General features: G+C 55.0%; 6 protein-coding genes. All 6 read right to left on the minus strand.

The window, feature by feature from the left end:
• Nucleotides 1-1031: 1031 nt before the first annotated feature.
• The gene (locus AC1RTQ_RS12445) at nucleotides 1032-4244 is read right to left on the minus strand and encodes a type I restriction endonuclease subunit R (protein ID WP_492876103.1); all 3213 of its coding nucleotides are present in this window, start codon (nucleotides 4242-4244) and stop codon (nucleotides 1032-1034) included.
• 18 nt (nucleotides 4245-4262) lie between these two features.
• Entirely contained in the window at nucleotides 4263-5564 is a 1302-nt protein-coding gene (locus tag AC1RTQ_RS12450; protein WP_492876105.1) for an McrC family protein, read from the minus strand.
• On the minus strand, nucleotides 5561-8932 hold the full coding sequence (locus tag AC1RTQ_RS12455; RefSeq protein ID WP_492876107.1) for a DUF8426 domain-containing protein: 3372 nt from the start codon (nucleotides 8930-8932) through the stop codon (nucleotides 5561-5563). The genes AC1RTQ_RS12450 and AC1RTQ_RS12455 overlap by 4 nt, the downstream gene beginning before the upstream one ends.
• Before the next feature lie 32 nt (nucleotides 8933-8964).
• Entirely contained in the window at nucleotides 8965-10023 is a 1059-nt protein-coding gene (locus AC1RTQ_RS12460; RefSeq protein WP_492876109.1) for a Fic family protein, read from the minus strand.
• A 286-nt stretch (nucleotides 10024-10309) separates the two neighbouring features.
• Nucleotides 10310-11638 (minus strand): restriction endonuclease subunit S, encoded by a 1329-nt coding sequence (locus AC1RTQ_RS12465; RefSeq protein WP_492876111.1) that lies wholly within the window; start codon nucleotides 11636-11638, stop codon nucleotides 10310-10312.
• Nucleotides 11628-13187, minus strand: a complete 1560-nt coding sequence (locus AC1RTQ_RS12470) for a class I SAM-dependent DNA methyltransferase (protein ID WP_492876113.1) — start codon at nucleotides 13185-13187, stop codon at nucleotides 11628-11630. Before AC1RTQ_RS12470 ends, AC1RTQ_RS12465 begins: the two co-directional genes overlap by 11 nt.
• Nucleotides 13188-13944 lie beyond the last annotated feature (757 nt).

Below are 13944 nucleotides of genomic sequence, written 5' to 3' on the forward strand. Positions count from 1 at the left end.
CTCTTGACCGGATGGTCGATTACCTTGTAAACGAACAGCCTGAGCCGAAGGCACGGCCATTTAACCCTTATCCCCCTGGCCACATCGTCAAAGGGTCAGGCACGGACGTAACGCTGCGGTTCCTGCAGCTTCAGCCGAGTCGGTGGTTCTTCCACGGCGAATTGACTTTGGCCCTAGGGCGCTCCAAAGGCAAGGTGGATTGGGCACTGCGGCACTTGGTGCGCTCTGGCCTGGTTGAGTCAGTAGTCCACAAAGAAAGTCAGCGCGCGCCAGTGTACAAATATCGCGTGAAAGCAACTTAATGCGGGCTCACCCCATCCCAAAGCAGCTTTATCCCTCACGACCACGGACTGCTCTTGGGCTCAGTTTTTATCGCATGATGTAGCCACCCAAAATAGGTAGCCCTTCCACATCTAGCAAAATTGTTGTGGAAGCATAGTGAAACTGCAATGCATTCTCATCGCTCGGCAACTCATGCAGTCGCCCACCGCATGAGTGAATGACGCCAGCAGTGAAATCGCGTTTTTGCCAATTCGTACCTCCGCACCTTAAACAACGAGGAGCTCCACGCCTCAGCTTCAAGAAATCGCGCGTCGCTTGCAAATCGCCATGCGACTCCGCTGGCTTCCTATGCGTATAGTGAAGCCAGCTAAGAAGTCGGGTGAACAGATTCGGCGCCGTACTGCGTTCTTCAAGCTCAATATCGCCCAAGCTAGGGAGCATCTCCGCTTCGGTAATGGCATCACAATCGAAGCAAATTACAAAGCGTCTACCACCATCGACTGTCCGTCCATCAGGTAACTGGTACTTCACCACTACCGGACGGGGCGTCATTACCCCAGAGAACGAGCAGCCGGTGCAGCGCACCTCCGTTATTGGACAGCTCATTTTTCACCAATGAAATCAGAAGACGAAAATGAACTTCGATTCAGTCCTCGTCGTATGAAGCGTTTGAAGGGAAGCTAAACCAGCTCACTGCTTATAGACTGAAGTCGCTTTTTGGAGCAATAGAAGTCCAGTCCAAAGCCACTTTAAACCCAGCTTTCCCCCAGTGCCTTCGCCTGCTCCAGCACCAGTTCCACCGCGTTATCAGCCAAATCTGGCGGGTACTTGTATTTCTTCAGAACACGCTTGACCATAAGGCGCAGACGGGCGCGCACGCTCTCACGCTCGGCCCAGTCCACGGTCACATTCTTGCGCAAGCTGTCCGTCAGCTCTTGGGCAATTTTTTTGAGGATTTCGTCGCTCAGTTCACGCGCCGCCGACTCATTCTCAATCAGAGCCTCATAGAACTTCACTTCGTCTTCACTCAACCCCAGCGATTCGCCACGCTTGGCGGCTTCACGGAACTTCTTGGCCATCTCGACCAGCTCTTCCATCACCTGCGCCGCTTCAATGCTGCGATTCTGGTAACGCGTGACCACATTGCCCAGCATCTCGGAGAACTTCTTCTGCTGCACCACATTGGTGGCAAAGCGCGATTTAATCTCCCCCTCTAAGAGACGTTCCAGCAACTCAACGGCCAAGTTGCGCTCCGGCAGGTTCTTCACCTGAGCCAGGAAGTCGTCGTCCAGAAGACCAATGTTGGGCTTGTCCAGACCGACAGCAGAGAAGATATCCACCACCTGCTCGCTCACCACCGCTTGATTGATGATTTGGCGAACCGCTGCATCCTTGGCTGCGTCATCTAGCTTCTTCTTGCTGACGTCCCGCTTGGTCAGCAGTACCTTGACGGCTTGCATAAAGGCAACTTCATCGCGCAGCGCCTTGGCTTCATCCAAGGTACAGCACAGACTGAAGGCTTGACCCAAGGCCAGCGCATTATCAGCAAAGCGCTTCTTGCCATCGCGCTCACCTCCAGGCTTTGAAGGTGGAAGTCCCAGTACATGGTCACCAGCGCCAGCCAGCGACTTGTGCCCACCCGTGCGGAAGTTGCTCCAGTCATAGCCATGCAGCAACGCCTTGAGCACGTCCAGCTTCTCCAGCATCACGGCCAATGCTTCATGGGCATCCACAGTGGGCTTGCCTCGCCCCTTGCTGGCCGTGTACTCCTTCATCGCGGCTTTCAGCTCATTGCCAATGCCTAGATAGTCCACCACCAAGCCGCCCTGCTTGCCCTTGAACACACGGTTCACGCGGGCGATGGCCTGCATCAGGTTGTGGCCCTTCATGGGCTTGTCCACGTACATGGTGTGAACACACGGAGCATCAAAGCCCGTCAGCCACATGTCGCGCACGATAACCAGCTTGAGAGGGTCTGCCGGGTCTTTGAAGCGTTTTTCCAATCGCTTCTTGATGGAGTTGCCGTAGATATGCGGGCGCAGCAGGGCTTTGTCGCTGGCGCTGCCCGTCATCACTATCTTGATAGCACCGTTCTCTGGGTCATCGCTGTGCCAGTCTGGACGCAGCTTGATGATTGCGTCGTACAGATGCACGCAGATATCGCGGCTCATGGCGACCACCATACCCTTACCGGGGCTTGCCGCATCGCGCGTCTCAAAGTGCTCGACCAAGTCCTGCGCCACGCTGTCAATGCGTGACTGCGTGCCTACCACCTGCTCCAAGGCCGTCCATTTGCTTTTGGCTTGGGCTTGCTGCTCTTCTTCCTCGTCCTCAGTCAGTTCGTCCACTTCGTCATCCAACAGCGGCAGCAGCTCCTCATTGAGTTTGAGCTTGGCCAAGCGGCTTTCATAGTAGATGGGCACTGTGGCCCCATCTTCCTTGGCCTGCTGCATGTCATAAATGTGGATATGCTCGCCAAACACCGCCTCGGTGTTCTTGTCGCTACCGCTTACAGGCGTACCAGTGAACGCCACAAACGTGGCCTGTGGCAGTGCATCGCGCAAGTGCTGGGCATAGCCTGCCTGATAGGTCAGCACTTCGTTGTCTGCAGGGGCAAACTGCGCCTGTTGCGCCACCGGCTTACCATCTGTCGTCAGCGGGGCACTGCTGCCAGCAGTTGGGTACTTCGCCTTGCGCACCTTGAGCTTGGCCGCGAATCCATACTGCGTACGGTGTGCCTCATCGGCCAGCACCACGATATTGCTGCGCTCAGACAGCACGGGGAAGGTGTCCTCATCCTCGCCCGGCATGAACTTCTGAATCGTGGCAAAGACAATTCCGCCCGATGGCCTGTTGCTCAGCGCCTGCCGCAACTCCTGCCGGGTATGGGCTTGCACCGGCTGCTCACGCAGCAGGTCTTGGGCCAGACTGAAAACGCCAAACAACTGCCCGTCCAGGTCATTGCGGTCGGTGATGACCACGATAGTTGGGTTCTGCAACTGCGGCTCCTGCAGCACGCGGGCCGCAAAGCAGGTCATGGTGATGCTCTTGCCAGACCCCTGCGTATGCCAGACCACCCCACCCTTGCCGCGCACCGCTGTAGATGCATCCTTGTTCGCCGCCTGTAACACACGGGCAATGGCTGCACGTATGGCGTGGTACTGGTGATAGCCCGCCACCTTCTTGATGAGCTTGCCGTCATCCTCAAACAGCACGCAATAGCGCAGGTAGTCCAGCAATATCTCTGGGGCCAGCACACCGCGCACCAAGGTCTCCAGCTCACTGAACTTGCCCAGTGGGTCAATCTCTACCCCATCAATCGTGCGCCACTGCATGAAGCGCTCAGCGTCGGCTGACAGTGACCCCATGCGCGCCTCCGTGCCATCGGCAATCACCAGCAACTCATTGGTGCGGAACAGCTCAGGGATTTGCTCTTTGTACGTCTCTAGCTGGTCGTAGGCCATCCAGATGTCTGCGTTGACGTCTGCGGGGTTCTTCAGCTCCATCACCACCAGAGGCATGCCATTCACAAATAACACCACATCCGGTCTGCGCGTGTGGCGCTGCCCTTTGATGCTGAACTGGTTCACCGCCCAGAACTGGTTGTTGGCAGCATTGCCCCAATCCACCAGCTTGGCAAAGTCGCCACGAGTCTCACCGTCCACCTGGTAGCTCACCGGCACACCATTGACCAACAGTTTGTGAAACGCCCGGTTTGACGGCAGCAGTGCAGGTACGCCCAAGTCCAGCACCTGCGCCAAGGCATCCTCACGCGCAGCCTGTGGCATCTGGGGGTTCAGCCGTTGCAGGGCCTCACGCAGGTTGTCTTGCAGCACCACCTGCTGGTAGTTGCTTCGCAGCGGCGTATCGCCATCGGGTGCAATGCTCAAGCCATGGCGAATGGTGTAGCCCACCTCTTGCAGCCAGCCCAGCGTTTCTTGTTCGAGTTGGTCTTCTGTCATTGCCTCGTCCCCCAATCATTAATTCTGTCTGGCGCTCGTATTTAACTGAAGAAAGTCTGCAGGCTGCGCCAGCAATAATTCATCTCTGTCCAAGTCAAACGGCACCACATGCAATCGCAGTGCTCCTGGCAACGTAAATTCTGGAAGAGCAACTTGGAAGTTCTTCCAACGCGGATACACCAGATACATCTCACCCTTGCCTTGCATGTAAGTACAACCATAGGCCAGCATCTGGTACATATCGCTTTGCTGAATACCGTATTTGCTCTTGCTATCGGATTGCGACTGGTCAATCCGCTTCCACTTGCAGTCCAGCACGGTGACCGGTCCAGTTGAGCTATGTACCAACAAATCTGGCTCCAGCTGGAACATGTCGGCGTTTTGATGCTTGGCCAATGAATGCTGACGCGGCTGAGCCGTGAGGGCGAACCCTCCTGCCATCTGCTTCTGCAAGGCACACGTGACATAACTCTCAAAGAGCTTTTCCATAGGGAACAACAAACTCACCCCCAGAGAATCGCCCCTCAGGGCCAACGGCATACTCTCGCCTAGCACCAGCTCACACCAAGGTTTGATGGCCTGATAGCGCGCCATTAAGCGCCCCGTCCCCCAGGCTCGCCAATCTTGCTGCGGCTGCGGACTCGGTGGAATCTCACTTAGTCTGTGGCTTAACTCATTGGCCAGACGCCAAGTTACCGGCTGAGCAGTAGCCTTACGCACTCGCTCCAAAGCCAGACGCAGCAAACGGTTAGCCGCTTGGTCAGGCGAAAACACGTCGTGCCGCACATGGAAAAGATGAGCCCTGCCTGGTGGCTGGCGCATTTGCCCAGTCGTGTTCAACTGCCCACGCAAAAACGGCAATTCCTCCTCCAACCGAACATAGTCAGAGCGCAAGCCCTGCTGCACCAACTGCTGCAAGTTCTGCATAAACTGCGCCATTACCCACTCGGTCAACGGCACATCAAAGCGCTCCAATACCGCTATAGACGCATCCTTGCCCGGCAAATCAAGTAAGGCCGCCACCATCTTGCGTAGCAACTTGCGACTGCTTTGCACATCGTCTGTATCGGAGAAGGTCTTAGGCAACACCTCCAATGTGGTACCACAAGGTGTTTGCACCACCCCGACCAAGCTATCCAATCTCAGCCAAGTCTGCCCCTGAACCTCAAGCAGACTCGCGCCGCCTTTGCTCAATCGACCTTGCAACTCGCACAGCCAGGTAAAAGCAGAAGGCGAAACGTTATGCGCATCCAAAGACGGTATGCATTCTCCCGTCGTCAGCCGGGCATATTCCCGGACGGTGACAAGGTTCGGCTTCAATTGGCATCACCCACCTGTGCAGCACCTTGCTCAGACACGGATATCACTCCAGCAAAACTTGCCAGAGACCCAAATGCATCTGGGTTGATGCGCCAGCGTTTACTGACAGCCTGCACGTCGTGGTTGCCGCCAAACAGGGTTTCCAAGCTCTTGCCGTGCTTTTGCACAAAACGCAGCACCTCTGGCTTGCGATGGTCGTTCAAGACCCAGGCAATACGCTCCCAATCATCAAAGAAATATTCCTGCAGCAGCGGCAGAATTTGATTTTTGAAAATCTGCGCCAGCTTTTCAAGCGTATTGCTCTCACGCAACGGCATGAAATAGGCGTGCCCCAGTTGATGCTCTCTGTCCAGCAATGCCTCAATGCGTTCATTCATCACCTGCAGCAACGCGGCAATGTCTACGCTCACCTCAGAATCTTCCACCTCAATGCCCTGTAAAGCCTCGGGGTCCGGCATCAACTCTTCGAATACAAAGCGCCGACGCAAGGCCACATCCAACCCAGCCAAAGAACGGTCGGTGGTGTTCATCGTGCCGATGATGTACACATTGTTTGGTACGGAAAACTTGGACTTGGAATAAGGCAAAGTCACCGACAGCGCCTCCGAAGCCCCTGCGCGCTTGGAAGGCTCTAGCAAAGTAATCAGCTCCCCGAAAATGCGTGACACATTACCTCGGTTGATTTCGTCAATCACCAAGACTCGCGCATCCGTGGATTGAGATGCTGCTGGCACTGGCGCTGGCTGCAATGCCCACTGAGCCATGGCCGCCAACACATTCTCATAGCCGTTCACCAAAAATTTTTCCAGGGGTGCATCAGGCACGATGTCAAACACTCGTTTTTGGCGAATGTCTTCCACCGTCAGCTTGCCTTGGCGAACATAAGCAATCAGCGCTTCAATCGGGCGTCGAGGCAACTCCAACACTTTTTCCGTATCACGAGGCTTACTCAGCACTACCAAGTCATCGCTGATGCGAAGCACCTTGTAGCCTGTCCCAATAGTCTGCCCAACGTAGAACGGGAAAGCATCAGCTACTGCAGGCTCAGTACCAAGCAGTCGCTGCAGCTTAGCGCGCACCAAATTAGGAGCTTTCAGTGCATACAGCGTCATTTGGCTAAATGATTTCTCTAACAGCTCACTGCAAGGCAAAGACGGGCTGTATTGGCGCAACCAACGCACCTGACGGCGCTGTGCATAGCCATCGTCATGTACCTCATGTAAGCCTGCATACTCGTAATCGCTGGTTATTTCACCAATGGCGCGGAATTTATAGTTGCCATCGCTCACGACCACCAAGTCCCCTACCTTCATCTTCAAGATAAAAGTGGCCACACTCGTGACCGAGTAGTCACCATCAGCAACGCTAGCATCCACTTGCTGATATTTAGTCAGTACATCCTGCTTATTCTTGATACCACTGAAGTCAATATCGCCACCGTAGCCAAGCAAGATATAGCCCCCCTGCACGCACTCCTCATAAATACCGGCATCGTCCCCTAGTGTGTTGCCCAAGGACATCTTCCACACTTGTCGCTGTCCCAGCTCAATAGGCGTTGCCACGGGCTGGATGGTGGTCACTGCAGCCACCTCGCAAAGTGACTTGAATACGCCATCCACCACCGGGTAGCTCAGCTGCTTGGTCTCATCATCACTCACTGCGCGAATGCCTTCCACAAAGTCCTCATAGCTGAAGCTCTGGTGAAAGGTAGTGAACTGAATACGACCAGCTCCATGCAAAGCATCAAATCGTTGTTTGAGTCGCGCCCGCTTTTCAGCCCAATCAAGCGCCGCGTCAGTGTTCACCTGCGCCAGCAACTGCGGGTCCAAAATTTCCAGGGCCTTAGTCACTGTGCTGTACGTTTTACCTGTGCCCGGTGGGCCAAACAAAATTTGATTGAGAGGCACGGAATTCATGGACTCTTTCTTTGGCTCTGACTGTGGCGAAGGAATAACGGAAGGCTGTACCGAAGGGGACGCGGGCCTGGTTTCGCTGAACGACAGCCGGTATGCGTTCTCACCTTCCTTGGTGATAAATGCCCTATCGCCCTCCTTCAATCCAGACTGTGCAAACAAAGCGCCAAAACGCGCCTGAATCCGGCCACGGTTAGCCAGAACCGCTGTAGATATGGTCTCTCCATTGGGCAAGGCCAGTGAGAACTGCTGCGCCGCTGGTGTTTTTTCATCCGGCGCAATGCAGGTAGCAGGAAACAATGCCTGCAGCTTGGGCACTTTGATATAGCCATTGCGCACCGCACCTCCCGTCAACAGCACGGTCAACGAAGTATCAGAGCCATCGTAGTCGTCGGGCCAGCAGGCCGAGCGCCCCACCAGCGCGGGAATCCTGTCACCCACCTGCGCTGCGTCAATCGCCTTTGCTGCTATATCGGCATCCAGCTTTTGCCAACCAGCATCGTCCAAGCGCACCCACAAGCCATCGCCACGCAACTCCAGCTCCAGCGCCACAACGGTCTGCCAGACCTTGGGGTCATCAGTGCGGCCCGCATGAATCAGCTGCGCCTGCGTCAACCACCAGTCCAAGCCTGCCTCATGCAAGGCCATGGCCAGTTGGCAGAAAGCATCCAGCTGCCCATGCTCCCGCAGACCTTCAGCCAAACCAGGCAACGCACCAAAGTGCCGCAGCACATCATCCACATCACGTAAGGGAGCCAAACCCAAGCCATCCGCATACAGCCCATGCACAAACCCCTGCGGCGTCAGCCCCTGGCAGGTCTGGGCTGCCTGCTCGTAATAGCGGCGCAGCAACAGCATGCGCGCAACGGGATGATTGGCAGCCGGAATATCAGCAGGCTGGCAACCAAGCACCTTCAAAAAATGCGCCACATGGTCTGATGAGCTAATAGGCAAAACCGCATCTGGATGAAAGGCCGCCAGCATGCGCAGCTTGCGCCCATCACCCATCGTTACGCGAGGCTGTACGCCTGCGCGCTGATAAATCTGTGCATCGTCATCAACCCAGCTCAAACCCTCTTCAGGGTTGGCCAGCGCCAGCGCCGCATGAACACGCAGCACGTATTGCAAAGCATCCGCATCGCTCAGCTCCTGCAAATGACGGTGCTTGTAGAGCGAGCCATCTTTTAGAAAATACAGAATATGTCCACGCGATGTACCCGGCATATAGCGGCCTAGCACACCCTCCAACCCACGCTCCAACCACCAGCAAAACGAATCTCGACTTTGCTTGCCCACGCAATACTGGTCCAGCGACAAAGCTGTGAGCAGCTCTGCAGGAAACTTTTCGATAAACCGCTGATAGTCAGCATTCGCTTGCGGCATCGCAGTCGCCTTAGCTCCCATCGACTGAAGCAACTGCTCTAATTTCGCGAAATTCTCATTTGTAGTGACCAACTCTGTCTCCCTCAGCTTCTTCTTTTTACCTATTAAGGTGTTGTCAAAATTCCAGTCAACGCATGGTTGATGTAGTAATTGCTGCGGCCAATCTTCTGCTTCTCCAAAAAGCCCGTCTCTGCCAGCAAATCCAGATACTTGGTGGCCGTCAGCCGCGACACCTGTAAGTCGTTCTGCATGAACTCAATCTTGGTGTACGGGTGCATGAACAAACTGTTAATGAGGTCTTGGCTGTAGAATTTGTGCTGCTCACGAATGCGATGCTTGTAATCCAGCAAGGCATCCCGAATGGCAATCACCGTCTTCACCGTCTGCTTGGCCGTCTGCTCTACCGCCTCCAGCATGTACAGCACCCAGTCCTCCCAAGCGCCATCGTCGCGCACGGCTTGCAGCAGGCGGTAGTAATCGGCCTTGGTCTTCACAATATGGCGACTCAGGTACAGCACAGGAATATCCAGCAGCCCTTCCTTGACCAGATACAGCACATTCAAAATGCGCCCTGTGCGGCCATTGCCGTCATAGAAGGGGTGGATGCTCTCAAACTGGTGGTGAATCAGCGCCATCTTGATAAGCGGGTCTACCGCCACCGCATCCGGGTCGTTGATGGCCTGCTCCAGGTCACGCATCAGCGCCACGATGGCATCAGGTTCTTGCGGCGGCGTGTAAACCGTGCGCCCTGCCCCATCCTTCAAGGCCGTACCCGGCAGCTTGCGAAAACCCGCATGGTTACGCTCCAACTCACGCTGCATCTCAATCAGGTGGTTGGCCGTCAGCAAGCCCGTGTCCTTGACCAGCCTGAAGCCCGTGTACAGCGCCTGCCGGTAGCTCAGCACCTCTTTGCTGGCGGCAGACATCTGGCTCTCGGGCGACAAATCGTCTTTGAACAGCTCATCGTGTGTGGTCACGATGTTCTCAATTTCCGAGCTGTCCTTGGCTTCCTGCAAGCCCAAGGTGTTGATGAGAATGCCTTGATTGGGAATGGACGCAGCAATGCCTTTCAGCTCCGCCAGTTGACGGCTAGCGCTGGCCAGCTTCTTGAGGATGGGGGCCGTATCAAAGCGCTCGGCACGCAATGCGGAAAGGGATTCCATAAGCAGGGGAACGACACATGTATAGAAAACGCCAATTTTTATACACATCGCCGCCCACGTGTATAGAAAAGTGCATTTACTGCACAAATTGGCACTGCAGCGCCACAACGTGCATAGCTATGCGCCATTTGCTATACACCTGAGCCCGTGTGCTGCGCAGGCTGTATGCGTCAATCATGCACGACGAATTCATCAAATTTCATAGCTGCTTGCGCCCGTGGTTTCTTGGCTTCAGGTGGATATGTACCACAAAGCAAGGAAAGCCAAGCGCAAGCAGCTATCACTTTCATGCAGCCGTGGCTTCCTCAACCAAAGCTTGTGCTTCTGGCAGGCGCAGTTGACCGGAGATGAGGCGGGGGAGCAAGGTGTCGCGAAGGGTCGCTAGTCTATGGATTAATGTCTCATTGACAGAAACTCTTTCTTTCATCGGTGCAACCACCGCCTCGAATACAAACAACGATTTGTCATCAGGCTGCAAGATACTCAACTGGCCCAGCTTCTGGCGACTCAACTCGGTCTGACCAGTGGAGCCCTCGCCCATATCTTCGATGATTGGTTGCTTCCATTGCATAAAGCAACCTAGGTATTCGGTATTAATGTTTTGTGCAGCACGAACAACAGTAACGTGAGAGTCAACAATAGTTTGCTCATTTAGCAGCAGTACTTGTGCAACACGGCCCAATGTGCCAACGCCTGTTGAATTAACTAGTACATCACCTTTTTTCAATTCCCGGCCTTCTATTTTTCGCAACGCAGGGTCATGCCTTCTAGATTTTGAAAAATCAAGGGAAAAGTCACGAATACATTTTTGGTTAAGAACTGGAATACCACCTTCCTCAACGTATTTTGGTGATATTCCTCGGCTTAAATAGGAAGTGCATTCCGCAAGCGTTTTCCAAGCCCACCCCTTCGGTACCATCCCCAACTCCGATTTCTCAAAGCTATCCGGAAACAGCGCAGCCGTGGCGGCATCCATGCCTTCGGGCACGCGGCCTTGTTGTTTGGCGTGGACGGGGTCAAAGTCCACAAACCACGACTTGAACAAGGCTTGGGCCATGGCCTCCAGCGTGGCATTAGTTTCGCGCAGGAGGGTGATGCGGTCGTCAAGTGACTTCAAGACCTCAGAAATCTGGATCTGCGATTTTCGAGAAGGGAAGGAAATTTCCAACCTTCCAATCATTTCATTATTGAGACTGGCTCTTGTAGACATTGTCGACATAGCCAGCATTGCCTGTCTGAATTTAGGACTGCGCAGGTAGTAGCCTACATACTCCGGCAATAATTCGCTTTCAGGCTTGGGCCTGAGACGTTTACAAAATCCATTGAATGTGGCGTTTTCGTAGTCCCGCAGTGCGACACAACTCATCCCGAGTTCGTGCATTGTTTCGCTGGTTCTTGTTAGGAAGACATCGCCACGCAAGACGGAGCATCCCTCTCTTTCCTTTTGTGTGGACTGAACAAAATCGCCCAAGGACTCCGGGGTGAAGTAGTTGTAAAAGACATCCTTGAATGTCAAAAAAGGGTAGCCTGAACCGAAGTCCTTTGCCGGCTTGGATAGCCCCGACCGCACCTCATAATGGTCAAGCAGGCTGGACGTAGTCCACTCAGAACTCATACCCCAGCCCCCCCAGCTTCTGGCGAATCACCGCATCCAGCTCCGCGCCCTTTTTCATTTGCTCACCCAGTTGCTGGGTTAACTGCTGCATTTTCTCGGCAAAGGCTTCGTCGTCGTCTTTCACCTCTTCCGCGCCCACATAGCGGCCGGGGGTGAGCACATGGCCGTGCTGGGCAATTTCGGCCAGCGGCACGCTGCGGCAGTAACCAGCAATGTCTTCATAGGCAGCGCCGTCCTCCGCCTCACCACGCCATGCGGCCACGGTGCTGGCAACGCGCTCTATCACCTCGTCGGTCAACTCAGCCTGCACGCGGCTAATCATGCTGGCCAGCTTACGGGCGTCAATAAACAGCACCTCGCCCTTGCGTTGCGCGGGCTTTGCCTTGGTGAGGAACCACAGACAGGCGGGAATTTGGGTGTTAAAGAACAACTGGCCGGGCAGCGCCACCATGACCTCCACCACATCGGCCTGCACCATGGCAGCGCGAATCTCGCCTTCGCTGTTTTGACTGGATGACATGGAGCCATTGGCCAGCACAATGCCAGCGCGGCCTGTGGGGTGCAGGTGGTGCAGCATGTGTTGTAGCCAAGCGTAGTTGGCATTGCCTTGTGGCGGCGTGCCATAGAGCCAGCGCGGGTCGCCCTCTAAGCTGCCGTGCCACCAGTCACTGATATTGAAGGGCGGGTTGGCTAGGATGTAGTCGGCACGCAGGTCGGGGTGCTGGTTGCGAACAAAGGTGTCGCCCGGCTCTTTGCCCAGGTTGAAGTCAATGCCGCGAATCGCCAAGTTCATGGCAGCCAAGCGCCAGGTGGTAGGGTTGGATTCTTGTCCATAGATGGACACATCGCCTATGCGGCCGCCGTGGCTGGCAATGAACTTCTCGGACTGCACAAACATGCCACCTGAGCCGCAACAGGGGTCGTACACCTTGCCTTCGTGCGGGGCCAACACAGCCACCAGCGTTTTCACGATAGATGCAGGCGTGTAGAACTGGCCGCCCTTTTTGCCTTCTGCACTGGCGAACTGGCCAAGGAAGTATTCGTACACCTGCCCCAGCACGTCACGCGCTTGGTCTGGCGTGTCGCCAAAGCCAATGGTGGACACCAAATCGACCAACTCACCCAGCTTGCCATCAGGCAACTGGGCGCGGGCGTAGCGCTTATCCAAAATGCCTTTGAGCTTGGGGTTCTCGGTTTCAATCAGCGCCAAGGCATCGTCAATGCGTTTGCCAATGTCGGGCTGCTTGGCGGCAGCGCGCAGGTCTTCCCAGCGGGCACCTTCAGGCACCCAGAACACGTTGTCTGCCGTGTAGTAGTCGCGGTCTTCCAGCTCCGAGGCAATGTCTTCATCGGCGGCATCGCCATAAAACAGCTCATCTTGCGGGTCACGCAGACGCTGGGCCAGCAACGCGGTGTGGCCGGTGAAGCTGTCAGAGATGTATTTGATAAAGATAAGGCCCAGCACCAAGTGCTTGTATTCCGCCGCATCCATGTTGGCGCGCAGCTTGTCGGCTGCGGCCCAGAGTGTTTTTTTGATGTCGTCGAGCATGTGTGTGAATAGCAAACAGAAGCGTTTTCAACTTCTTCAGACCTTATCATTTATTAGCAGGCAACAAAGGCTCAATAGCCTTGAAATGCGCGCCCAGCTTAGGTTTCTGGCCTTTTAAGCCATCCTGTTAGCCCCTGTTCTGCTGATAAGGCCTGCAGCCTTCAAACGACTGCTGCAACTTTGCCTCATAGCCCCTACACACCTCGCATCAGTTGCCCGGTACGCGTGCTGATAAGTCAACAGCAGCTCCGAATGGCAAACTAGCGACGCGCTTGCACCGCTGCAACTACCGCAATTGTTCAGCCTGCTACCACAGTGAATTGGGCATCAATGCAATGCAACAATCCAGCAGATGGTTTCTCTAGAAGGTCTCCGGCAGGCGGTCTAGCACCTATACGAAATTCTGCTCCATAGCTCCGTTAGGCGGGCTAGAACAATGCCGCCCTCGTTCGTCTCACGGCCCTATGGTTGCCCACTGCTGTCCGCCTCCCGGACTAAGCATCGCATTTTTTGCGTAAGGAAGCCTTAGCAGTTGGAAAAAGCTCCAGGGCCTTCATCATTCGCATCACTTCCATATGAAGACATGGGCTACTCTGAAAATGACAGCTCTTCCTATAAGGCGAACGAACATTGTTCGATAGCTCCGCGAGACGGACTAGGACACCGCTGTCACAAGCCTCTGATCTTGCCCCCGTAGTTCCGGACACCGTCCAGTCGCTAAGTTAGCCCTGATGGGCGGGGTGATTCTGCCGTCGTC

This window comes from Comamonas sp. GW821-FHT11H03, from assembly GCF_058807955.1.

Excerpts from the sequence above, each read along its gene's own strand:
- AC1RTQ_RS12445 (WP_492876103.1), bottom strand. The coding sequence starts at position 4,244 with ATGACAGAAGACCAACTCGAACAAGAAACGCTGGGCTGGCTGCAAGAG.
- AC1RTQ_RS12460 (WP_492876109.1), bottom strand. The coding sequence starts at position 10,023 with ATGGAATCCCTTTCCGCATTGCGTGCCGAGCGCTTTGATACGGCCCCC.
- AC1RTQ_RS12465 (WP_492876111.1), bottom strand. The coding sequence starts at position 11,638 with ATGAGTTCTGAGTGGACTACGTCCAGCCTGCTTGACCATTATGAGGTG.
- AC1RTQ_RS12470 (WP_492876113.1), bottom strand. The coding sequence starts at position 13,187 with ATGCTCGACGACATCAAAAAAACACTCTGGGCCGCAGCCGACAAGCTG.